Annotated in this window: 24 protein-coding genes; 9 read left to right on the top strand and 15 right to left on the bottom strand. The window is 57.3% G+C overall.

All coding sequences use genetic code 11. The annotated features are described in order from the left end of the window. Positions 1-15: 15 nt before the first annotated feature. The 6 genes from Q4501_RS13980 to bluB are packed head-to-tail and all read left to right on the top strand — an operon-like array spanning position 16 to position 5,908. Positions 16-975, top strand: a complete 960-nt coding sequence (locus tag Q4501_RS13980; RefSeq protein ID WP_303596881.1) for an iron ABC transporter permease — start codon at positions 16-18, stop codon at positions 973-975. Beyond that, entirely contained in the window at positions 975-1,757 is a 783-nt protein-coding gene (locus Q4501_RS13985; protein ID WP_303596882.1) for an ABC transporter ATP-binding protein, read from the top strand. Before Q4501_RS13980 ends, Q4501_RS13985 begins: the two co-directional genes overlap by 1 nt. Before the next feature lie 12 nt (positions 1,758-1,769). Beyond that, on the top strand, positions 1,770-3,098 hold the full coding sequence (locus Q4501_RS13990; RefSeq protein WP_303596883.1) for a cobyrinate a,c-diamide synthase: 1,329 nt from the start codon (positions 1,770-1,772) through the stop codon (positions 3,096-3,098). Further along, positions 3,091-3,702, top strand: a complete 612-nt coding sequence (gene cobO, locus Q4501_RS13995) for a cob(I)yrinic acid a,c-diamide adenosyltransferase (protein ID WP_303596884.1) — start codon at positions 3,091-3,093, stop codon at positions 3,700-3,702. Before Q4501_RS13990 ends, cobO begins: the two co-directional genes overlap by 8 nt. 2 nt (positions 3,703-3,704) lie before the next feature. Continuing rightward, positions 3,705-5,213: a cobyric acid synthase gene (locus tag Q4501_RS14000; RefSeq protein WP_303596885.1), complete on the top strand. Its 1,509-nt coding sequence runs from the start codon at positions 3,705-3,707 to the stop codon at positions 5,211-5,213. Next, a complete protein-coding gene (bluB, locus tag Q4501_RS14005) occupies positions 5,210-5,908 on the top strand; it encodes a 5,6-dimethylbenzimidazole synthase (protein WP_303596886.1) in 699 nt (232 codons plus the stop codon). Before Q4501_RS14000 ends, bluB begins: the two co-directional genes overlap by 4 nt. A gap of 13 nt (positions 5,909-5,921) precedes the next feature. Here bluB and Q4501_RS14010 read toward each other — a convergent pair whose 3' ends face one another. Both Q4501_RS14010 and Q4501_RS14015 read right to left on the bottom strand, forming a co-directional pair. After that, complete coding sequence (locus Q4501_RS14010; protein ID WP_303596887.1) at positions 5,922-7,337, bottom strand: ATP-binding protein; 1,416 nt, start codon at positions 7,335-7,337, stop codon at positions 5,922-5,924. Beyond that, positions 7,328-8,014 carry a response regulator transcription factor gene (locus tag Q4501_RS14015; RefSeq protein ID WP_303596888.1) on the bottom strand — a complete coding sequence of 229 codons (687 nt, stop codon included), beginning with the start codon at positions 8,012-8,014 and terminating at the stop codon, positions 7,328-7,330. The genes Q4501_RS14010 and Q4501_RS14015 overlap by 10 nt, the downstream gene beginning before the upstream one ends. A gap of 233 nt (positions 8,015-8,247) precedes the next feature. Here Q4501_RS14015 and Q4501_RS14020 point away from each other — a divergent pair, with 233 nt between their 5' ends. The 3 genes from Q4501_RS14020 to Q4501_RS14030 are packed head-to-tail and all read left to right on the top strand — an operon-like array spanning position 8,248 to position 11,882. After that, positions 8,248-8,958 (top strand): thermostable hemolysin, encoded by a 711-nt coding sequence (locus Q4501_RS14020; protein WP_303596889.1) that lies wholly within the window; start codon positions 8,248-8,250, stop codon positions 8,956-8,958. After that, positions 8,942-11,113 carry an AMP-binding protein gene (locus Q4501_RS14025; protein ID WP_303596890.1) on the top strand — a complete coding sequence of 724 codons (2,172 nt, stop codon included), beginning with the start codon at positions 8,942-8,944 and terminating at the stop codon, positions 11,111-11,113. Before Q4501_RS14020 ends, Q4501_RS14025 begins: the two co-directional genes overlap by 17 nt. Beyond that, complete coding sequence (locus Q4501_RS14030) at positions 11,100-11,882, top strand: SDR family oxidoreductase (protein ID WP_303596891.1); 783 nt, start codon at positions 11,100-11,102, stop codon at positions 11,880-11,882. Before Q4501_RS14025 ends, Q4501_RS14030 begins: the two co-directional genes overlap by 14 nt. On the opposite strand, the gene Q4501_RS14035 is transcribed toward Q4501_RS14030, so the two are convergent. From Q4501_RS14035 to Q4501_RS14095, 13 genes are read right to left on the bottom strand one after another with little or no spacing between them, the layout of a single operon-like run. After that, a complete protein-coding gene (locus tag Q4501_RS14035; RefSeq protein ID WP_303596892.1) occupies positions 11,877-12,806 on the bottom strand; it encodes a F0F1 ATP synthase subunit gamma in 930 nt (309 codons plus the stop codon). The two genes, Q4501_RS14030 and Q4501_RS14035, sit on opposite strands and share 6 nt — an antisense overlap. After that, entirely contained in the window at positions 12,790-14,313 is a 1,524-nt protein-coding gene (locus Q4501_RS14040) for a F0F1 ATP synthase subunit alpha (protein WP_303596893.1), read from the bottom strand. Before Q4501_RS14040 ends, Q4501_RS14035 begins: the two co-directional genes overlap by 17 nt. A 19-nt stretch (positions 14,314-14,332) precedes the next feature. Beyond that, entirely contained in the window at positions 14,333-15,103 is a 771-nt protein-coding gene (locus Q4501_RS14045) for a F0F1 ATP synthase subunit B (RefSeq protein ID WP_303596894.1), read from the bottom strand. A gap of 8 nt (positions 15,104-15,111) precedes the next feature. Then, positions 15,112-15,390 carry a F0F1 ATP synthase subunit C gene (locus Q4501_RS14050; RefSeq protein WP_303596895.1) on the bottom strand — a complete coding sequence of 93 codons (279 nt, stop codon included), beginning with the start codon at positions 15,388-15,390 and terminating at the stop codon, positions 15,112-15,114. Next, positions 15,387-16,085: a F0F1 ATP synthase subunit A gene (locus Q4501_RS14055; RefSeq protein WP_303596896.1), complete on the bottom strand. Its 699-nt coding sequence runs from the start codon at positions 16,083-16,085 to the stop codon at positions 15,387-15,389. Before Q4501_RS14055 ends, Q4501_RS14050 begins: the two co-directional genes overlap by 4 nt. Beyond that, entirely contained in the window at positions 16,085-16,399 is a 315-nt protein-coding gene (locus Q4501_RS14060; protein ID WP_303596897.1) for an ATP synthase subunit I, read from the bottom strand. The genes Q4501_RS14055 and Q4501_RS14060 overlap by 1 nt, the downstream gene beginning before the upstream one ends. Continuing rightward, positions 16,396-16,692: an AtpZ/AtpI family protein gene (locus tag Q4501_RS14065; protein ID WP_303597166.1), complete on the bottom strand. Its 297-nt coding sequence runs from the start codon at positions 16,690-16,692 to the stop codon at positions 16,396-16,398. Before Q4501_RS14065 ends, Q4501_RS14060 begins: the two co-directional genes overlap by 4 nt. Positions 16,693-16,694: 2 nt before the next feature. Further along, positions 16,695-17,105 (bottom strand): ATPase, encoded by a 411-nt coding sequence (locus Q4501_RS14070; protein ID WP_303596898.1) that lies wholly within the window; start codon positions 17,103-17,105, stop codon positions 16,695-16,697. Further along, entirely contained in the window at positions 17,102-18,514 is a 1,413-nt protein-coding gene (gene atpD, locus Q4501_RS14075) for a F0F1 ATP synthase subunit beta (RefSeq protein WP_303596899.1), read from the bottom strand. Before atpD ends, Q4501_RS14070 begins: the two co-directional genes overlap by 4 nt. 18 nt (positions 18,515-18,532) lie before the next feature. Beyond that, positions 18,533-19,456: a carbamate kinase gene (gene arcC / locus Q4501_RS14080; RefSeq protein WP_303596900.1), complete on the bottom strand. Its 924-nt coding sequence runs from the start codon at positions 19,454-19,456 to the stop codon at positions 18,533-18,535. Positions 19,457-19,490: 34 nt separating this feature from the next. Continuing rightward, positions 19,491-20,492, bottom strand: a complete 1,002-nt coding sequence (locus Q4501_RS14085; RefSeq protein WP_303597167.1) for an ornithine carbamoyltransferase — start codon at positions 20,490-20,492, stop codon at positions 19,491-19,493. 20 nt (positions 20,493-20,512) lie between these two features. Beyond that, positions 20,513-21,742, bottom strand: coding sequence for an arginine deiminase (locus Q4501_RS14090; protein ID WP_303596901.1), 1,230 nt, complete (start codon positions 21,740-21,742; stop codon positions 20,513-20,515). Positions 21,743-21,756: 14 nt separating this feature from the next. Next, positions 21,757-23,229, bottom strand: coding sequence for a YfcC family protein (locus Q4501_RS14095; protein WP_303596902.1), 1,473 nt, complete (start codon positions 23,227-23,229; stop codon positions 21,757-21,759). Between the last annotated feature and the right edge of the window lie 2 nt (positions 23,230-23,231).

Below are 23,231 nucleotides of genomic sequence, written 5' to 3' on the forward strand. Positions count from 1 at the left end.
TCAGGTAGCTGAGCAATGATCCGTCCGTTGCTGAGTCTCGGATTTCTGGCATTGGTTGCCGTTGTGCTGGCTTTGGGCCTGGGCAGCGTCACTGTCCCGCTGCCTGAGATCTGGCAGGTCATGCAGGGTGAAGGCAGTGCGCTGAACCGCGCACTGTTATTGGAGCTGCGCCTGCCTCGCACTCTTGCGGCGTTTGCTACCGGCGGCTTGCTGGCTGTGGCTGGCGCGCTGATGCAGGTGCTGTTGCGTAACCCGCTGGCTGACCCCTATGTGCTCGGGCTATCTGGTGGCGCGGCGGTAGGTGCGCTGCTGGCCATGCTGGCGGGAATGGGGACAATCCTGATATCAGGGTCGGCCTTTGCTGGCGCCTTGCTGGCAACCCTTCTGGTCTTCGGCCTCGCCCATGGTACTGGCAGTTGGACGCCTTCCCGACTTCTGCTGACTGGTGTGGTTGTGGCGGCTGGCTGGGGTGCCGTGATTACGCTTATGCTGGCAATCACGCCCTCATACAAACTCCCGGGTATGCTTTACTGGTTGATGGGTGATGTCTCATATGCCCGCACGCCCTGGCCTGCATTGATTGTTCTGGTTTTATCCATTGTGCTGATTATGCCGCTTGCGCGTAACCTGAATGTACTTGCGCGTGGGCCTATGCAGGCCGCAGCGCTCGGCGTCTCAGTACGCCCGCTGGAATGGACGATTTATCTTCTTGCCAGCCTGCTGACGGCTACCGCGGTGACCACCGCTGGCAGCATCGGGTTCGTAGGCCTGATTGTCCCCCATATGCTCCGGCTGGTTCTTGGTAATGACCAGCGGATTATTCTGCCGGCCAGTGCCCTGGCAGGAGGGACCTTGCTGGTGCTGGCAGACACGCTTGCACGAACAGTGATTGCTCCGGAGCAGTTGCCTGTTGGTGTAATCACCGCGTTGTTGGGCGTGCCTACATTCCTTTATCTGTTGCACCGGAGCCGATGATGAGCAGGCTGCGCAGTCGCGATCTCGTCATTAATGTACCGGGCCGATCAGATGGGTATTCTCTGAACCTGAACATCGAACCCGGCCAGACCTGGGGTGTGCTCGGCCCTAACGGAGCCGGGAAAACGACATTGTTGCATACACTTGCAGGTCTGCTACCCGCCCGCCATGGTGAGGTGGTACTTGATGACACCCTTCTGAAAGATCTGAAGCGCCGGGATATTGCTCGACAGATGGGGCTGGTTTTCCAGGAACGCCAGGATAGTTTTCCCGCCACCGTGATGGAAACAGCTCTCATTGGCCGTCACCCATGGTTGTCGCCATGGGAGAGCGAACAGGGTGAAGATCAGGCTCTGGCGGAGCAGGCATTGACAGCACTGGAGGTCGACCATCTGTCCGATCGCTTGCTGACCACTTTGTCTGGAGGTGAGCGTCAGCGTGTTGCTATCGCCACGCTGATGACCCAGAACCCGGATATATGGCTGTTGGATGAGCCCACCAACCATCTGGACCTGCATCATCAGGTCAAGGTGATGAATCTGCTTCAGGACCAGGCTCAATCCGGAAAAGCAGTATTTATGTGCCTGCACGACCTCAACCTGGCAGCTCGATGGTGCAGTCATGTTCTGCTTCTATACACCAACGGGGATGCCTGCTGGGGCCCCGCAGATTCAATGCTGGAACCGTCTGCACTGGAGAAATTGTATAACCAGAAACTCATCACCGTGGAGGCCGATGGCGCACCGCTATTCGTACCTGTGCGTTCCGGGTCGAACCTCTGAAATGGTTAATCTATGACTGTATCCATACCGGCCGTAATGATTACCGCCCCTGCCTCCGGGCAGGGTAAATCCATGGTAACGGCCGCTCTGGCCCGGCTGCACCGGAACGCCGGTCGCAGGGTGCGCGTGTTCAAGCATGGTCCGGATTATCTCGATCCGATGATGCTTGAGGTGGCATCAGGCCAGCCGGTCTACCAGTTGCACCCCTGGATGACCGGCGAACACGAATGTCGCTGGCGCGTGGCGGAAGCCGCCCGTGAGGCTGACCTGATTCTGATTGAAGGGGCGATGGGGCTGTTTGATGGCGATCCGTCCAGTGCTGACCTTGCCAAACTGCTGGGTATTCCTGCGTTGCCAGTGATTGACGCCGGCGGTATGGCGCAGACCTTTGGCGCACTGGTACTGGGACTGGCCCATTTTGATCCCGAACTGTCGGTGTATCAGGTGATCGCCAACAAAATCGGCAGCCCCCGCCATGGCGCTATGTTGAAAGAAGGCCTGCCTCAGGGCATCAGTTTGCTGGGGGCCATTCCCCGGAGCGAGGCAATGCAGATTCCGGACAGGCACCTGGGCCTGTTGCAACCGGCTGAACTGGGCAACCTTGACCAGCAGCTTGATGCGGCGGCTGCGGTGCTCGAAGCTGCGGGCCTTGGTGAGTTACCCAAGGCTGTTACGATCGCCCCGGTTGAACCAGTCAAACCAGAGGCTTTGCTCAAAGGTGTGCGCATTGCGATTGCCCGTGATCTTGCCTTCAGCTTTATCTATCGTGCGAACACAGACCTGCTGACGGCGATGGGTGCGGAGCTGCAGTATTTTTCGCCGCTGGCGGATTCGCAGCTACCGCTGGCAGACGCCCTTTGGCTCCCTGGTGGTTATCCTGAACTTCATGGCAGCACTCTGGCCAACAATACCGCTATGGCTGAAGCGATCCGTGGGTTCTATGATGCTGGCAAGCCGATACTTGCAGAGTGCGGCGGTCTGATGGCTTGTGCTGAAGAGTTGTCCGATAAAGACGGCGTTGTGCACAGAATGCTGGGGTTGATCCCGGGCCGCTCGAATATGGAAAAACGCCTGCAGGGCATAGGCCTGCAAAGCCTGACCACCCGCGAAGGTGAGCTCCGTGGGCATACCTTCCATCGCTCATCACTGGATACGTCCTGGCGACCGGTCGCTCATGCCTGGAAACAGGCAGGCACGAGTGGTGAGGCGGTATTCCGTGAAAAAGGTCTCGTGGCCAGCTACTTCCACGGTTATTTCCCATCGGCTCCTGCCCTTGTTGCTGCATTGTTCAGAGGCCAGCCGCTGACATTTCACAATGACACGGAGAAGACTCATGCGTGAACGCGCAAAAGACCCCGAACGCCATGCCAAACGTATGGCGGCCAAGCAAAAAATCATGCAGGAACGTATCGCCAGTGCCCAGAACGAACAGGGTGTTTTGCTGGTATTGACCGGTCCCGGTAAAGGCAAGAGCAGTTCCGGCTTCGGCATGGTTGCCCGTGCGCTTGGCCATGGTATGAAAGTCGGCGTTGTGCAATTTATCAAAGGTGCCTTCAGTACCGGTGAAGAAGCCTTCTTCCGGGATCTGCCCAATGTGGATTACCACGTGATGGGTCAGGGCTACACGTGGGAAACCCAGGACCGCGAACAGGATGTGGCGTCTGCCAATGCTGCCTGGGATATTGTTGCCGGCATGTTGAAAGACGACAGTTATGATCTGATTTTGCTGGACGAGCTGAACATTGCGCTGAAATACGACTACATAGATCTGGATCGTGTGCTGGATGATCTGCAGGGCAGGCCCGCTATGCAACACGTGGTCGTCACCGGACGAAATGCGCCCCAGGAACTGATCGACATCGCAGATACCGTCACCGAAATGGGCGTTGTGAAGCATGCCTTCAAGGATCAGGGCATCAAGGCTCAGAAGGGCGTCGAGCTTTAATCATGACCACGCTGATGATCCAGGGCACCACATCCGACGCCGGTAAAACCACCGTAGTTGCCGCCCTGTGTCGTTGGCTTGCCCGGCAGGGTGTGTCGGTGGCGCCATTCAAACCGCAGAATATGGCCCTGAACAGCGCGGTTACAGTGGATGGAGGGGAAATAGGCCGCTCCACGGCGTTGCAGGCACTGGCGTGTGGCCTTGAGCCTCACAGCGATATGAACCCTGTATTGCTGAAGCCGCAAAGCGATTGTGGCGCCCAGGTAATTCTGCGCGGGCAGGTACACGGCAATATGGACGCGCTGGATTATCATGCGTACAAAGCCGAGGCCAAGGTTGCGGTCATGGACGCCTGGCATGCACTCAGTGAACGCTATGATGTGATCATTGCTGAAGGTGCTGGCAGCCCTGCAGAAATTAACCTGCGTACCAACGACATTGCCAACATGGGCTTTGCAGAAGCGGCCGATTGCCCGGTGTTGTTGGTCGGGGATATAGACCGGGGCGGTGTGTTTGCCCAGTTGGTGGGTACGCTGGAGCTGATTTCCGCCAGTGAGCAGGAGCGTACAAAAGGTTTCATTGTTAATCGCTTTCGCGGTGATATCAGCTTGCTGGAACCAGGCCTGGAGTGGCTCACTGAACGCACCGGCAAGCCAGTGGTTGGCGTGCTGCCTTACCTTCATGGCCTCATCGTGGATTCTGAAGACAGCATTGGTATCTCTGGCACCTGCGAAGCCGAATCGCTGAATGTGATTGTGCCGGTGCTGCCGCGCATCAGTAATCACAATGATTTTGACCCCTTGCGCCTGCATCCCGGCGTAAATCTCCGGTTCATCGGCCCCGATCAACCCATCCCTGCTGCCGATCTGATTATCCTGCCCGGCAGTAAAAGTACCCGCACTGATCTGGCTTTCCTCAATGCTCAGGGCTGGGTGCAGGCTATTCACAAACACTTGCGCTACGGCGGCAAGGTTTTTGGTATTTGCGGTGGTTTTCAGATGCTGGGTGAGCGTGTTGACGACCCGGGTGGGCTGGAAGGCCAGAAGGGCACAACGGAAGGCCTGGGGTTGCTGGAAATGACCACCACCATGATTGCTGGTAAACATCTGAGAAATGTTAGTGGCACCCTGACCCTCCGGGCGGGTGACCCCCGCGGCAGGAGTGCGGTTTTCAAAGGCTACGAAATGCACAACGGTGTGAGCCATGGCGCGGCTCTAGCACATCCGTTGGGCCTGATGGCTGGCAACAACGAAGGTGCAATCAGCGCCGATGGCCAGGTGGCCGGCACCTATGTGCATGGAGTATTTGACGAGCCGGCGGCGTGTGAAGCATTGCTGCAATGGGCCGGGCTGAACCGCTCAGGCGCCGCTGTAGACTACCAGCAGCACCGTCTTACCCAGCTTGACCGGTTGGCGGACCAGGTTGAACACTATCTGGATACAGACTGGTTGTGCGGGCTGCTGGGCGTAAAAGAAGCATCAACTAATTCCGGCCATGGAAAGCGGTCATGAGTGATCCTAACCGTCCTTTCAGCGAAGACGAGCGTAGTGGGCTTTACCGCGCTATTTTTGAACGCCGTGATGTTCGCTCCGAGTTTCTGCCTGATCCCATTCCCCGGCCTGTGCTGGCGCGCCTGCTGAAAGCGGCGCACCACGCGCCGTCGGTGGGTTTTATGCAGCCATGGGATTTTATCCTGATTGACAGCCTGGACGTGCGTCAGCAAGTGCTGGCCAGCTATAACCAGGAAAATGCCAAAGCCGCTAATAACTACGGTGGTGAACGTCAGCGAACCTATCTCAGTCTGAAATTACAGGGCATTGTCGAAAGCCCTATGAACCTGTGTATTACCTGTGACCGCAACCGGGGCGGCAGCCATGTTCTGGGACGTAACTCCATAGTGGATACGGACCTTTTCAGTACCTGTCTGGCTGTTCAGAACTTGTGGCTGGCGGCGCGGGCGGAAGGTATCGGCGTGGGCTGGGTGAGCATTCTCGACCAGAGCACACTGGCGCGGATTCTGAAACTGCCGGATAACGTCTACCCATTGGCCTATTTATGTCTTGGCTATGTCAGCGAGTTTGCTGATCAGCCGGAGCTGGAAACCCGGGGCTGGCGTTCGCGGATGCCTTTGAATGAACTGATGCATGGCAACCTTTGGGGCCAGTCGCTGGACGACAACACCCTTCTGGACGCGCTGAAGCCATAGAGCCCGGTTTAGTCTAAGGTTCACTGATGCAAGGCATAGTGTGTGCCGGCAGCCACAGACTGACACAGAGTCCGGTTTGCCCGTCAGGCCGGGCATCCAGGGTCAGTTGGCCGCCGTGTAGTTCCGCAATCCGCCGTGCAATTGCCAGCCCAAGCCCTGCACCGCCGCCATGCCGCTGGTCGAGGCGAACAAAGCGGCTAAGTGCCCTTTCCCTATCCTCTGTTGCAATGCCTGGCCCCTGATCGCACACAGTAACGTGATAACCGTTACCGGAGGCCTCCAGGCGAGTTTCTATCAGAGTGTGCTGCGGGCTGTACTGAATGGCGTTGGCCAACAGAGATCGCATCAGGGTATTGATCAGGGCGTCATGGCAACTCACCAGAGCCTGGCCAGCATCGTTATGCAGTAGTGGCTCCATATGTTTTTTCAGCGCCAGGGGGGTCACATCCGCAATACTTTGTTCGATGATCCCGGCCAGGTCGTGGTTTTGGGGTGAAAAGCCGGCGCCTGAGTCTACCCGGTTCAGCAGCAACATTTGCTCCACCAGATGTGTCATGCGGTCAACCGATTGAATCAGGGGCTGGAATTGCTGCGGATCTTTGTCCCAGGCTTTTTCCAGATTCAGTCGCAAAGCTGCCAGCGGTGTTCGCAGTTCATGGGCTGCATCGGCCGAAAATCGGCGCTCCCGTTCCAGGGCCAGATTCAGTCGCTTGAGCAGGCTATTCACGGCTTGTACCAGACCGGCCACTTCCTTTGGTGCCTGTCTGTCATCCAGGGGATGAATACGTTCCGGAGCCATATGGCGTATAGGCCGCTCCAACCGACGCAGGGGGCGGAACCCGATATGAATGGCAGCACTGGCGGCCAGCAGCAGGAGCGGCAAGGCAACCAACAAAGGCAGAACGTTGCCCAGGGCCAGCTCCTGGCTCAGTTCCCCGCGAATATCTTCCCGCTGAGCGGTTCTGATCCAGAAACCTGTAGCGGGATCCTGAAGCGTGAACGTCCGCCAGTTGTACCCCTGGGATTCGGCCCATGAGTAGCCTGGCGTCAGGCCTTCGGTGTCATCGGCCTTAAGTGTGTCCAGCAGAGGCGTGCGGCCGGGCGTCCAGACCTCAAAGGCCAGCTTCTTTTCGTATTTGTGTCCCGCGCCGCCGGGCAGAATTTCGTCATTGTCTGCATCAGACTCAACGTCCTTGTCGAGTGGCAGCGCCAGTGTTTCAGTGAGGGTTTGCGATAACAGCTCGAGCGATTGTGTGTCTGCAAGGTGGCGAACCAGCCCCTGGACAATCCGTGTACTCTGCGCCAGTTCGGCGTCGAACAGCTCTTCCAGTTCATGATTGCTTTCAATATAGCTCCAGGCTGCGGCTATCAGGGCAAATAGCAGAACCGTGGAAGTAACCAGCAGTGTGAGAGTGCGGGTCAGGGACATTCCGGAGCTCCACAAGCTGCCTGGCTGTCCAGCAGATACCCAACGCCGCGGATGGTGCGGATTGTGGTTTTGCCGATTCTGCGCCGGAGATGGTGGATATGCACTTCCAGGGCGTTGCTTTCAGCTCCAGGCTCCCAGCCATAGAGCTGTTCTTCCAGACGCCGGCGAGTGGCCACCTGGTCGGGATGACGCATCATGTACTGGAGGATCTGGAATTCACTGCGGGGTAAGGTGTCTGTCGTCGAGCCGGTGGTGAGCTGGGCGGAAGCCGGGTTCAGCGTAAGCTGGCCTACGATCAGTTCGTCGCTGGTTGCCGAAGATCTGCGACGGGTAACGGCACGGATCCGGGCTTTGAGTTCGGCCATGGCAAACGGCTTGGTTACGTAATCGTCTGCACCAGCATCCAGGCCCTGCAGTTTTTCTTCCAGCTCAGCGCGGGCGGTCAGGATGATAATGGGCAGTTGATTGCCTTGTTGTCGGGTCTGCCGAACAATCTCAAGGCCATCGACCCGTGGCAGGGTTAAATCCAGTATGGCCAGATCAAAATGATCGTCTGCCAGGGCATTCAGCGCCTGTTGACCATCATCCAGCCAATCCACAGTGTGTTGATCGCCCCGCAGCATATCCAGCATGGTGCTGCCCAGCAGCTGATCGTCTTCTACCAATAATATGCGCATCAAGCGGGATCCGTGTTGTGGGAAGCCTGTGCAAATTCACACTCTTCTAACTGTATTCTACAGCGGCTTTCTTAAGCCACCCTTAACGGGTGCTCGCAATCGGTGATCGTGGGGAACCTTAACGCCGACTTAAGAATTCTCTCCCCGGAACTTAAGCCTGACTTAAGGATTGTGCCCTAACCTGATTGCTCACTATATCGGGTACCCCGCCCGAAAGCTGTTGGAGAGCACATATGACCGACCCGCTAACAATGTCTACCTGTTGCCCACCGGATTCACCGGAGCTGGTTCCGGCTCTTCGCTGTGCCGGGCGCTGGCTTAGCGAAATCACCCCCGACACGGCATTGGCGGCTGCGGTTACGGATTTTATCCGGCGGCGGTTTCTGCAGGCCTATGGAGCTGAGCCCTCGCTGCGGATTCCGCGGTTGTTGGCTCTGACATCTGCTCAAGGAGCGCTGTTGGCGGCGGTAGGCGTTCGCAATGCGGATCGCGAACGTCTGTTTCTTGAAGATTACCTGTCGGTTCCGGTCGAAACTGTAATGCCGGTGGCGGATATTGCGCGTCATCAGATAGCAGAGATTGCCCATCTGGCGGGTGTTGAGGCCGGTGTCAGCCGCTACCTGTTTGCGTCACTGACGGTATGGTTGCAGCGCGCGGGTTACGTATGGGTGGTCTGCACTGGCACCGGCCAGTTGCGAAACAGTTTTCATCGCATGGGGATTGCTACGCGAGTGTTGGCTGAAGCGAACCCGGAGGACCTACCCGATGGCGGCGCCGGTTGGGGCCGCTACTACGATCAGCAACCGATGGTGTTGGCTATCAAAGTGGCGGACAGCCTCAGTGCTTTGCGGCAGACGGGGTTTTTACGGCGAATTCACCCAGCGTCCTCTGGCACAGGTTCGGATTTTTTAAAGCAGGGAGGCGCTTATGGACGCCTTGCCTGAGTTGCTCAAGCGCCAGACACTGACGCACCCGTCGCGCATTGCTTTGCGCGGGCGGGACGCGGCATTGAGTTATCAACAGATGATGCAGATGGCAGAGGCGGTCGCCGAGCAGCTCAGCCTGCGTGGCATAAAGCGTGTCGGTGTCTGCGGCGACAACAGCCTGGCCTGGATTCTGGCTGACCTCGCCTGCTTGTTAGCGGGTATTGTTTGTGTCCCGGTACCGGTGTTCTTCTCGGAATCCCAGACCACCCATCTTATCAAGCAGGCGGGGCTGGACGGTTTGTTGCGCAGTGACGAAGTCAGTGAATACGAGCTGTTGGGCCACGGCGTCTGGTTGCGCACCCTGCCCGTTGCCGCAGAAGTACCCGGGATGCCGGTCGGCACAGCGAAAATCACGTTTACTTCCGGCAGTACCGGAACGCCAAAAGGTGTGTGCCTGTCGGTCAGTCAGATGACGGCAACTACGCTCGCTTTACAAGAACGGCTGGCGGGCGTCGAATTGCAAGCGCACCTGTGCATCCTGCCACTGGCGACATTGCTGGAGAATATTGCAGGAGTCTATTTGCCCCTGCTCATGGGCGCCACCGTCAGGGTTGAGCCACTGGAGAGTCTGGGCATGAGCGGCAGCAGTGGTCTGAACCTGAGCAAACTGGTTGAAGGTGTTAATCGAAACCGCCCGCATTCATTGATTCTGGTTCCAGAGTTGGCGATGGCACTTGTTGGTGCCGCAGAGAGGGGCCAGCTTGACGCTGATTCGTTGCGGTTTCTGGCGGTTGGTGGCGGTCGGGTGTCGCCAGAGCTTCTGGCTCGTGGCCGGGCTGCCGGATTACCCCTTTACGAGGGGTACGGACTCTCGGAGTGCAGTTCTGTCGTGGCATTGAACGTGCCAGGCGCTGACTGTGACGGCAGCGTGGGCAGACCCCTGTCACACATTGATATCAGGGTGGGCTCTGACAGCCATATCCTGGTTCGTGGTAATACTCACCTGGGCTATCTTGGCGATGACCATGAACAGGCTGAATGGCTGGACACCGGTGACCTGGGCGCACTCCGCCCGGAAGGCTTTCTTTCGATCGATGGCCGTTCGAAGAACCTGCTGATCACCAGTTTTGGTCGCAATATAAGCCCCGAGTGGCTGGAAAGCGAACTGGTGCAGGGTTTGGGGGTTCCGCAAGCTGTGGTGTTCGGCGATGGCGAACCTCAGCCAGCGGCAATGATTACGGTAACCGATGGGCGCTCACCTGCAGCCCTTGCAGGTCCGTTAAAAGCGCTCAACCAACGTTTGCCGGACTATGCACGCCTGGCCGCGGTGTATATCCGTCGTCAACGGTTGAACTCCTCCGAGGGCTTCATCACGGCGAATGGCCGCCCGGTGCGGGCACGTATTCAAGAACAGTTGCCAACTCTGGTGGCACAGGCGTTTCCATTATTCCTTTCGACATCATGTACCAATCAGCCAGGAGAACTAAAAATGGCCTTTTTTGACAGACTGCAGCAGGAAACCGCACAAGCACGTGCTCATGTAACCGGTGCGCCGGTTGTTAGTGCAATCAGGGATGGTTTTTTCAGTCTTGAATCGTACACCTGGTTCCTGACACAGGCTTTTCATCACGTTAAGCACACGGTGCCTTTGATGATGGCCTGCGGCGCCAGGCTGCCCCAGCGAACGGAGTTCGTCCGTAAAGCGTTGGTCGAATACATCGATGAAGAGTACGGCCACCAGGAGTGGATACTGAATGATCTGGCGGCCTGTGGTGCCAATAAGGAAGCGATTCGTGAGGGCAAGCCGGATCTCTCCATCGAGCTCATGGTGGCCTACTTGTACGATCAGATTAGTCGAGGTAATCCGGTGGCATTCTTTGGCATGGTTCAGGTACTTGAGGGTACTTCGATTGAGCTGGCCACACCTTTGGGCGAGCAGATTCAGAAGCTCCTGGGGCTTCCAAACCAGGCGTTCAGTTACCTGTACTCTCACGGTGCACTCGATCAGGACCATTTCGAGTTTTTCCGAAACCTCATGGATGGCATCACCGAACCGGATGATCAACAGGCGATTATAGATGCCGCGCGAGTGGTCTATCGGCTATACGGCGATATGTTGCACAAGATCCCGTTGCCTAGCCGTCGTCAGGAGCATTGTCATGAGGCTGCATGATCGTGTTTTCCTCCTGTTGGGCGGAACCGGCGGGATTGGCAAGGCCCTGGCCGAATCGCTGCTTCAGGAGGGAAACCGTATTATCGTGGTTTCCCGACACCCGGAGCGCATCAGTCGTCGGGAAGGGATAGTCCCCGTATACCTGGACCTAGCCGCGGCCGATCTGGCGTCACAGTTGGTGCGTCTGACAGAGGCTTACCCGGATATTGACGGGGTGATCCATTGCGCCGGCCAGAATTGCTTTGCCGGGCTGGCGGTAATGTCGGTGGATGAACTCGATGCCCAACTTAATGTAAACCTGCGCTCTGCCGTGCTGGCCGCCAGGCATTTCGCACCCAGGTTTGAGAAGGCGGGCAGCGGCGATCTGGTATTTGTGGGTTCGACTTTTGGTAGTATCGGATTCCCTGGATACACCGCCTACTGTGCCACCAAGTTTGGCCTTCGGGGGTTTACTGAGGCTTTGCGCCGGGAACTGGCGGATACCGCCGTTCAGGTAGTCTATGTAGCGCCGCGTGCGACAAATACTGAGATGAATCCGGAGGCAGTAAATGCGCTGAATCGCGCACTGGGGAATCGCGTTGATAAACCTCAGGCGGTGGCAGCGGCCATTCTCAAGGCTATGAAGCGTGATGAACGCCGTCGGTTCCTTGGCTGGCCGGAAAAATTGTTTGTGGTCATTAACGGCATATTGCCGCGTATTGTTGATAAAGCCATGCTGAAACAGTTGCCGCTGGTTCGGCGTTTTCTCAATGCAAAACCCGCGTCATGATTTGCGGGGTTTTGACGCTGTCCTGGCAGGCTGCAAGGCTTCTGGGCGTCGTTTTTTTTGCAAGGCCTCGAACCCTATGATCACATCCATCAGTTCGTTAGTGATTTCAGTTTGTCTTACGGATCTCAGTTCGCCTTTTACATCCTCGATACGCTCATCCACCGACTGTTCCGCCTGCTGCATAAGGGCCAGCCGAGCGGCGTTTTCGGTCACCATGGCTTCTGCGGAAGCGCGGAAAACACTGGCGAAAATATGGCTGCGAATCAGTGATGACAGCAGGGCTTCAGCCTCCATGGTGTAATCCGGAAGCGAGCGGGAATTCCAGTATTTCTCGCGCTGTAACAGCCCAGGCTCCAGAGGCAGGAGCCGAAGTGTGACGGGTTCGCGCGCGCCGTGCTCGCCGCGCTGGGTAAACGCGAGGGTAACACCCAGTTGATACAGAGGTTGGCCCCGGCTGAAGCGATCTATACGAGTCACAATGTCACCAGCCAGGCGGCCAATACCGTCGGCAGACGCTGGCGGAAGCAGTACGGCGTCGGGTGTCAGGCCCTGATCATCGAGAGCATCATTCATTTGTGCCCCAATGCAGAGCAGGCGATGCTTGGTGGAAGCTTGTAATTGGCTGTTCTGCCTGACCACTGCCGCCAGAATCTCGTTGTAATTGCCACAGAGTCCGTGGTCGGATCCGAAAACGATAAACAGATGCTCAAGAGCCTCAACCTGTCGTAGGCGAATCTCACCAGTTCGGTAGGCGAACGCCTCTAACCCCTGAAGAATGGTCTGATGATAGGCTTCGATCGAGCGGGCAGCGTGTTCATAAGGAGTCGCGTTGATGGCCGACAAGGTCTTCATGGTGTGAACTATGCCGCGAATACTGGTCAGTGTGTTGCTGTGACGAGACAGGGTTTCAAGCGTCTGAGCCATGGCTGACCTCGCGTGCGGTACGGATAATCAAGGCCCGGTCTTCTTCGCTCAGCCCCCTGTTTTCGCCGATGCGCTCGTCGATTATCTGTAATTGTTTTTGCGCAACGGCGCGGATGCGGGTCATGGCATCGGCCAGCTGCCCTTCCGACATTGCATCGAAAAGGCCTTCCATAGCTGCAATCAGAACAGCCAGTTGCTCGGCGGCAGGCATGGGGTCGCGCTCAGCCTGGCGGAGCGCATTGCGCACAGCGGCGCCACGGACCAGACGGGCGCGCGTGGCATCGTCCAGACGTGTTCCAAAGCGCGCAAAGTCTTCCAGCTCCTCAAATTGCGACAGGGTAACTCGCAGATTGCCGGCTACTTCGCGTAACGCGCGGGTCTGGGCTTTACCGCCTACCCGAGAGACGGACAGGCCAAGATCAACGGCAGGGAACTGGTTTTTGCGTACCAGCCGCGGCGACAGATAGATCTGGCCATCGGTAATGGAGATGAGGTTGGTCGGGATATAGGCCGACAGGTTCTCTGCCTGGGTTTCAACTACGGGCAAAGCGGTAATCGAGCCGCCGCCAGCCTCCTGAGTAAACTGGCCGGCACGCTCCAGCAAACGGGCATGAACGTAGAAAATATCGCCGGGGAAAGCTTCACGCCCTGGTGGCCGCCTTAACAGTAACGACAGTTCCCGGTAGGAGCGGGCGTGATGTGTCAGGTCATCAAAAATCACCAGCACGTCCCGGCCCTGATCAGAAAAGTACTCCGCCATGGCCATGGCGGCATAGGGCGCGATGTAGGCCAGACCGGGTGTTTCTTCATCGCCTGCAGACATAACCACACTGCGGGCCAGCATCTTGCCTTTTTTCAAGGCACCGATTGCCCGGGAGACTGAATCACCACGCTGGCCAATGGCACAGTAGATACAGGTGACGTCTGAACGTGCCTGGTTGAGTATGGTGTCTATGGCGATGGAGGTTTTCCCGGTCTGGCGGTCCCCGATGATCAGCTCGCGTTGACCCAGACCAACAGGCACAGCAGCATCGATGGCTTTGATACCGGTTGCCAGCGGGCGGAAGATGGCCGAGCGGCTGAGAATGCCCGGAGCTTCTGCTTCAATAGGATGCTCGGCGACCGCCGCAACAGGCCCCAGGCCGTCCCTTGGTCGGCCCATGGCATCAATTACACGGCCCAGTAGTGCAGGGCCAACCGGAACGCTCACGACCTTTCGGGTGCGGCGTACATCTTCACCCAGGGTAATAAGCTCTGACGGCCCGAGCAGGATCACGCCCAGCCGGCCTGGCTCAAGGTCCAGGGCAATGCCGCGCACGCCGCATTCAAACACCAGGAGTTCATCTGCCAGTGCACGGGCGAGGCCGGTGACGACCGCAACGCCGTCGCCCACTTCGGTGACTGTGCCAACTTCAGTCAGTACCGGTGCGGGCGCAGGTGTTGCGAGCAGGGCTTCCCGCCAGGCGTCAAAGGGTTCAGTTGCAGGCAGTTCAGAACGGTTTTTCATCGTACTTTATCTATCCCTCTCAGGTGTCACCTGGCTGAACCCGGCCAGACGCGCCGGCGGCGAGACGTTCACTTAATAGTGCATCAAATGCCTCAGTGTAGCTGTCGACCGTCCAGGCTATCTGGGCGCTGCCGACTCGCAGAACCAGGCCCGGTGCCTGTTGCGGGTTAGTTCCGAAGCGCAGCGTTATGGCTGGCAGTAAACTCTTGATGTCGGCCTGTAACTGCTGTTGTGCGGCCTCCGGCAAGGGAGCGCGTGTGGTGGCTACGGCTTCCTTGCTGTCACCGGCAGCGTCTGACAGTTCGTGGGCTATGGGGCGCAAACGTGCGCTGATATGGCGAGCAATGGCTTCTTCCAGTGATTCATCCGCAAGATCACGAAGGGCTTTTCGGGTCAGCTCCAACAAGGTTTCCTCACCGGCACGCTGCAGTTGTGCGATGAACTTCTGGCGCTCGCGCTCAAGGTGTTTGTGCCAGTCCTTCTGCTCTTGCTCAAGCTTGAAACGTGCATCGGCCAGCAGGGCATCACGCTGGTTTTCCGATTCCCGCAGTGCCCGTTCGACTACTGCGTTCTGGTCAGATAACAGCTTTTTGCGCTGCTGTTGGAAGTCTGCTTCAGCCGCCTGCGCCTTTTTCCTGGCCTCCCCTGCTTCGGCCATGCTGCGGGTGATCTCGGCTTCACGGGCATCAATACCATCAAGAATTGGACGGTAGAGAAAGCGTTTCAGTAGCCAGACCAGAACCAGAAAGTTAGCGATCTGTGCAATAACGGTAACCCAGTCGATAGACATGATTGGTACTAACCTCCTGGGGTAACCTGCACGGCGGCCCAGAACGGGTTGGCGAAAATCAGAATCATGGCGACAACAAAGCAGTAGATGGCCGTGGATTCGATCATTGCCAGACTCACGAACAGGGTTCGGGACAGAGTGGGCGCGGCATCCGGTTGTTGGGCCATGGCGGCGATTGCAGCAGCGGCGGCCCGGCCTTCGCCGAGAGCCGGGCCGAGAGCGCCGAAGGAAACGGTCAGGCCAGCCGTAAAAATGGACATGGCGGCAATAATGGCGAGATCTGTCATGGTTTATCCTCGTGTTTTGGCGATGAAGGCGTGGGCTCTGCGGTAGCAGATGAAATGTAAACGGTGGCGAGCATGGCGAAGATATATGCCTGAATCATTCCGGTCAGTAGCCCGAGCATGTCCATGGCCACGGGAAAGAAAAATGGTGCGATGGTCAGAAGAATGGCGGCGATAACGGCACCACTCATTATGTTGCCGTACAGGCGGATAGCCAGAGATATACCCCGGGAGAACTCGCCGATGATATTGAATGGCAGCATGATAACGGAGGGCTGGATAAAGGTTTTCAGGTAGCTTCCCAGCCCGCCCGAGGCAATGCCGAATACCGGTACGGCGACCAGCACTGACAGAGCCAGAGCTGCGGTTGTGGATAAGGATGACGTGGGCGGCGAAAACCCCGGTATCACCAGCATCAGGTTTGATAGGGCAATAAACAGGAACAATGTGCCGGAAAAATACATAACATGTCGTGCGGAGTTTCGGGTAACTTCCTCAATCTGACCCTGAATGAGCTTAACAATCACTTCCAGGGCGGTGCGCCAACGGTTGGGTGGCACGTCAGGTCGCAGGTTTCGGGTAACCAGCATGGAAGTGCCTACCAGAAGTGCCATAACAATCCAGGTGTTGACGATGGTGGCGTTGATTTTCCATCCTGCAAGAGTAAAAACAACGACCTCATCCGGTGTCAGTTGCATCAGGTACTCTCCTGTTCAGTGGTGACCGACGACCTGCCCGTTCTGGCCCAAAGCACAGCGATCAGTCGTATCAGGAAAAAAGCAAGTGCGTAGCCGGCTATGGCCCAGTTACTTCCGGCCATTGCAGTTATCCAGAAGCCAAGGGCCAGAAGCATCGCAATTCGGCCGAAGGCACTGATCATCAGCCAGGTTGCGGGGCTTCCAGAGTTCAGGGCATGTCGCATGCCCCAGGCGAGTCCCGCAAAGAACAGGGCGCTGACCGGAGCCCCCACGGAGAACCCCAATAATACTGCGTGCCAGTCGACTGTTATCACTGTTCGTCACCTTTCTGGTCAGGCCCTTCTTTGTTTATCCAGCTCCAGGAGATAATGGCGCCGACCACGACGCCGCCGAGAATCAGCGCAATGGGCCAGGAAAATTCCTGCGGAGCTACCCGGTTCAGCCATAGACCCAGGAATGCGCCGCCCACTGTCGGCACGGCAACCGACCAGCCAACGATGCCGAACGCTCCCAGGCCCCGCAGAGGGCTGGCGCCCGGGGAATTGCGTGCTTGCTTCATGCGCTCGGCACTGCGGCGGATGTGCTCTGCTGAACGGTCGTTTTTCATACTCACACCGTTGGTTTCCGCAAATCGCCAAAGTGCCGGACAATGCCGGCTTCCAGCCGGGACAGCGCTGATCGGGCCACACGTTCTTCCTCATCCACTTCGACGAACGCTGCCTGTATGGTTTCGTTCAGTGAATTGAGGTCCTCACCCTGAACACCGCGCCTTATGGCAATATTCACGCTATGGCCTTTTTTCACCAGCACACCTTCGTCAATGCCAAAAAACAACTCTTCGCCGCCGGCTGTTGTAAGAATGAGCACGGAGGGCACCAGTGCGGTTACGAAGTCGATATGATTTGGAAGTATCCCGAAGGCGCCGTTCTCTGCGGTGGCAAAGAGTTCCTTTACTGTGCCTTCAAATAATGTGCGGGTGGGTAGTTGCAGTGCTACCTGCATGCTGTCGGCAAGACTCATGATTTTGCCTCCAGATCCTTAAGCGAACCGATCATATAGTAGTCGGTTTCGTTATCAGTGAATTCAGTCTGGTTCAGAATGGTCTCGCAGCCATCGAGAGTATCTTTGATGGACACGCGTTTGCCGCCGGTGCCGGTGAAAGAGCCAGTGGTAAAAAACGGCTGGGTAAGAAAACGCTCGAGCCGCCTCGCCCTGGCTACGGTGGCCCGGTCAGCCGCCGAGAGTTCCTCCATGCCCAGCATGGCAATGATATCGCGCAGATCCTCATACTCTGCAAGAGTACGCCTTACTGCCCGGGCGATATCGTAATGGCGCTGGCCGACGACCGCTGGTGTCAGCATCACAGAGGCGGAGCCGAGCGGGTCGACTGCCGGATAAAGGCCTTCGCTGGCGCGCTTGCGAGACAGCACGACTGAGGCAGAAAGGTGCGAGAAAATATGCGCCGCCGCCGGGTCGGTGAAATCATCGGCAGGCACGTAGACTGCCTGGATGGAGGTGATCGCGCCACTTCGGGTCGAGGTGATGCGTTCCTCCAGGGAGGCCAGTTCGGTGGCAAGGGTCGGTTGGTAGCCAACCCGCGAAGGCATGCGCCCCATCAGGCCGGAAACCTCGGAGCCCGCCTGCACGAAACGAAAAATATTGTCGATCAGAAGCAGTACGTCCTGTTTCTGATCATCACGGAAATACTCTGCCATGGTGAGCGCGGTTTTGCCCACCAGAAAACGGACGCCCGGGGCTTCGTTCATCTGCCCGAACAGCATGACGGTCTTGTCTCGCACACCCGCGTCACCCATCTCCCGGTAGAGTTCCTCTGCTTCCCGGGAACGTTCGCCAATGCCACAGAACAGGCTCACGCCCTGATAGTGCTGAACCGTGTTGTTGATCAGCTCTGTAATCAGAACGGTTTTCCCGACCCCCGCGCCGCCGAAAAGGCCGGTTTTACCGCCGCGCTCAATGGGCGAAAGCAAATCAATGGCCTTGATTCCGGTTTCGAGAATGTCGCTATGGACAACGCGGTCTTCCAGTGCAGGAGGGGGTTGATGGATCGAGCGCCTTACCGTCGCTGCAGGGGCCGGCTTGTCATCAATGGGTTCGCCAAACACATTAAGCATGCGGCCCAGCACGGTATCGCCTACCGGAACCTGAATAGGCGCACCTGTGGCCTGCACAGGCATTCCTAACCCCAGTCCGCGCACGGGCGCCAGGGCCATGCAGCGCACTGCGCCGTTGTCGAGTAGTGAGGTAACCTCCAGGTCCAGCTTGCCGGCGCGGACGAGGTCGTGGATGCGGGGGGCTGTGCCGGGAAACAGCACGTCGACGACCCCCCCGCGAATGCTCACAACCTGGCCGACACCATGACTGCCAGTTTCGGGTATGGGGTTCGCATCGTTAAAGACCAGGTCGGACATACGAATGTGCCTGAATAGTCATGAGCCTTCAGTGGCTGTTCTGGAAACCAGTGTACCTGCGCGCCCATCAAGAATGGCAAGGGCATCCTGTAGTCGACCAATGCCGCTGATACCTCCAGTTTCCGCGAAATCAGCCGCTGCCGTCACCTTTGGCCCCATGGAACCGGCCGGCATATCGAGCCTCCGCGCCTGATCTGGCGTGATTTGGCGAATCGGGACCGCGGCTTGTGTTTGCAAGTCACTGTAAACCGCATCTACATCAGTCAGAAGTAACAGTGCGTCGGCGCTTAACTGGCGTGCAAGCAGGGCGCTGGCCGCATCTTTATCGATAACAGCCTCTACACCCGTCATACTGCCGTCATCGCGGCGCAGCACCGGGATGCCGCCACCGCCGGTACAGATCACAATCACATTCTGATCCAGCAGCAATTTCAGCACGCGCATATCCGGAATTTCTTTGGGAGCAGGCGATGGCACGACTCTGCGCCATTTATCGCCGTCGGCTGCAATCTGCCAACCGGCAACGGCAGCTTTGGCCTCTGCTTCCTTTCTAGTATAGACGGGGCCAATAAATTTGGACGGCCTGGCAAATGCCGGATCATCTCGGTCAACCACCACCTGGGTAAGCAGAGTCGCCACAGGGCGATCATGTCCAAGGGCGTTTTCTATTTCCTGTTCGATCATATAACCGATCATGCCGCCGCTCTCTGCCCCAAGCACATCCAGAGGGTAGGCCTCCTCCGGCTTGTAGGCCGCACCTTGCAATGCCAGCAAGCCTACCTGAGGGCCGTTGCCGTGAGTAATAACCAGTTGGTGCCCGGCACGGACCAACCCGACCAGCGATTCTGCTGCGGTTCGAACATTGGCGCGCTGAGTTTTGGCCGTGAGTGGCTCACCGCGTTTTAGCAGGGCGTTGCCGCCCAGAGCTGCAACAATCAGCATAGGGTGCATCCTTTAATCGACCATCAGTGCGCTATCAGGCTCCAAGCGTGGCTACCAGCACTGCCTTGATGGTGTGCATGCGGTTTTCAGCCTGATCAAACACAATGGATGCAGGGCTCTCGAAAACCTCTTCAGTAACTTCCATGGCATCAATTCCGAATTCTTCTGCAATTTCCTTGCCTACCGTGGTTTCGGTGTTGTGAAAAGCCGGCAGGCAATGCATGAAGCGAACCCTGGGATTACCGGTTTTCTCCATGACGTCAGCGTTCACCTGGTAAGGCATTAACAGCTTGATTCGCTCCCCCCATTTTTCCTTGGGCTCGCCCATGGATACCCAGACATCGGTGTAAACGAAGTCAACGCCGCCGAGTGCCCTATCCAGGTCGTCGGTAATGGTGATTTTTGCACCGGTTTCCCGGGCTATGCTATGAGCTTCGTCCTGCACAGGCTGGCGTGGCCAGCAGGCTTTTGGGGCACAAAGGCGAACATCCATACCCATTTTAGCTCCTCCGATGAGCAAGCTGTCACCCATGTTGTTGGCCGCGTCGCCCAGGAACGCATAAGCCACCTGGTGCAGGGGTTTATCAGCGTGTTCCTGCATGGTCAGGAAGTCTGCGAGGATCTGGGTGGGGTGGAACTCATCGGTCAGGCCGTTATAGACCGGCACGCCAGCATACTGAGCCAGTTCTTCGACGATCTTCTGACCGAACCCCCGGTATTCTATGGCATCGTAGATTCGACCTAACACTCGCGCTGTGTCTTTTACAGATTCCTTGTGCCCGATATGGTTGCCAGTTGGGCCCAGGTAAGTAACTCTGGCGCCCTGGTCGTAAGCGGCGACTTCAAAACCGACCCGCGTCCTGGTGGAGTTTTTCTCAAAGATCAGGGCTATTTCCTTACCCTTGAGCTGAGGAATCTCGGTGCCGGCGTATTTGGCCGTTTTCAGGTCTGCGGATAGCTTGAGCAGAAAGCTGATTTCCTGCGGTGAAAAATCCCGCAGGGTCAGAAAATGTCGGTTCTTGAGGTTGAAAGCCATGGTGATTGAGCCCTGTGTGGTCAGATGGGGTCGCGCATAGTCGGACAACTCATGCATCGCCCGCCGCCTCGGCCACGCCCCAGTTCGGCGCCGGGAATAGCCACAACTTCAATGCCGGCGGCTTTAAGCGCTGCATTGGTGTCATCGTTACGGTCGTAGCCAACCACCACGCCGGGACTTAGGGCCAGCACATTATTACCATCGTTCCACTGCTCCCGTTCTCGCTCGGCGGGGCTCTCCCCGCCGGTGGGCACAATGTCGAGGGATTGATACCCCAGTACATCAGCAACCACATCAAACAGCGGCCTTGGGTCCTGGCGGAAAGTCAGATGTTTTTCCCCTTCGCCGGGGCGAAGGTCATAGCAGATCACTTCATCTGCCACTTCCTTGAAAGTGGTGACAACCTTGCCACCGCAGAAAGTGAAAATAGTGTCCAGATGCATGGCGGACCGGGATTTCGGAATCTGGCAGGCAATTACCCGTTCCACAGTGCCTTTTTCAAAGAGCGCGTTGGCCAGTTGCCCGACAGCCTGGGGAGAGGAGCGCTCGCCCATGCCCACCAGCAGAGTGCCATTGCCGACGGGCATGATGTCACCGCCTTCAAGTGTCGCAAGCCCATGCTCTTGTGTCGGATCGCCCCAGAGCACATCGGCCTTGCCGGCAAATTTCGGGTGGAACCTGTATACGCCGGCCATCAGCAGGGTTTCGGGCTTGCGGGCGGACCAGTACATGGGGTTCAGCGTGACACCGCCGTAGATCCAGGCACTGTTGTCTCTTGTAAAAAGGTAGTTTGGCAGAGGCGGTAATACAAAGCCGTAGTGCCCCAGGTGGTTGCCAAAAAGCCCCGTCGGGTCGAAAGGCAGGTCAGCCACTTCAAGCCCGCCGATAAGGTACTCCGCGAGTTTGCTGCCAGGAAGCTCATCCATCCAGGCGCGCAAGTCGGAAATCATCCCAACGCCAATCTGGTTCCAGGTAATACGTTGATCCAGAATCCATTTGCGAGCCTCCGGGATGTCCAGCGTCTGCGCCAGCAATTCGTTAACATCCAGTACCTCGACGCCGTGCTCGCGCATCACACTGACAAAGACGTCATGATCTTTCTGGGCCTGCTTGACCCAGAATACGTCGTCAAAAAGCAGGGCATCACAGTTGGATGGCGTCAGCCGCCGGTGTGCCAGCCCCGGGCGGCAGACAATGACCTGTCGCAGGGTGCCAGTTTCGGAATGCACCCCGAGAGTATGTTCAGACATGGCTTTACCCTCCACTAAATCAGTGCTGCGGCACTGATGACCAGTGTGATGAAAATGGTAAGAATCAATAACAAAGGCCAGATAAAGGCGAGCCAGCGATCATAGGACACGCGGCCAATCGCGAGGCCTCCGACCACCACTGCAAAGGTGGGATTGATCAGGTTTACCAGGCCATTGGCAGACTGGTAGGCCGTCACAACCAGGTCGCGCCCCACACTGGCGAAATCGGCAAGCGGCGCCAGAATAGGCATGGACAATACAGCCAGCCCCGAGGAGGACGGCACGAAAAAGCTCATGCCGACCTCTATCCAGAACATCAGGTTGATAAACGCCAGTTCAGGCAACCCACCGAGCGAGGTTTCTGCGCTGTGCAGAATGGTATCGGCAATCATGCCCTGATCCATGATTACCACAATGCCGCGCGCAAGCCCTACAACCAGTGCTACCCCCAGAAGGTCCCGGGCCCCGTCAACGAAGCTGCTGGTAAGTTTTTTCTCACCAAGGCGTGCGATGATGCCAATCACAATGGCCGCACCGAAAAACAGAGCACCCATGCGGGCCATCCACCAGCCCTGTGACGATACACCCCAGATCATGACAACGAAGGTAGCGGCAAAGATCAGCAGGGCTGTTATCTGGGTGCCGTCGAGCGTGGAATCCTGCATGCCCTCGTCATGCTTGCCCAGAAAGAGTCTTCGGTGAGCAGCCCACTGCTTTGCCACCACAGAGCGTGACGGATCCGCTTTGACGCGCATGGCGTAACGCATAACGTAAGCCGCACAGATCAATAGCCCGCCGATAAGAAGGATAAAACGGACGATAATGCCATCGGTAAACGGAATGTCTGCGGCGTTGGCGGCAATAACCGTGGCGAACGGGTTGATGGTAGACCCCAGCACGCCGACACCGGCACCAATCAGGATAATGGCTACGCCGGTTACCGCATCGTATCCGGCTGCCATCATCACCGGGATCAGAATGGCGTAGAAGGCCAGGGTCTCTTCGGCCATGCCATAGGTTGTGCCGCCGATCGCAAACAAAGACATGAGTATCGGGATCATCCAGATTTCATGGCCTTTAAGGTGACGCATGGCACTGCGTATGCCGGTATCGATGGCGCCGGTTGCGTTCATTACACCGAGGAACCCGCCCAGGAAAATCACAAACAGGGCGACATCAATAGCATTGGCCGCATAACTGTCCGGGTCATAGAAGCCGCCCGTGGGCGCGAGCATTATGTCCACAAAGCCCTGCGGGTTGGGGTCGACCGTCTGATAGGTACCGGGCACGGCGACTTCACGCCCGACCTCTTCGTTCATCGTCCGGTCGTACTGGCCGGCAGGTATGATCCAGGTAAGACCTGCAACGAGGATGATCAACAGAAACAGGATGGTGTAAGCGGTGGGAAAGCGTGATGCCAGATCCTGCTCAGGGTTGTTTAGCTGATTGTCGGAGGGGGTTTCAGCGGAGCGGTTATTGTCAGTCACAA

It is taken from the genome of Marinobacter sp. 2_MG-2023, from assembly GCF_030546935.1.
Lineage (GTDB): Bacteria > Pseudomonadota > Gammaproteobacteria > Pseudomonadales > Oleiphilaceae > Marinobacter.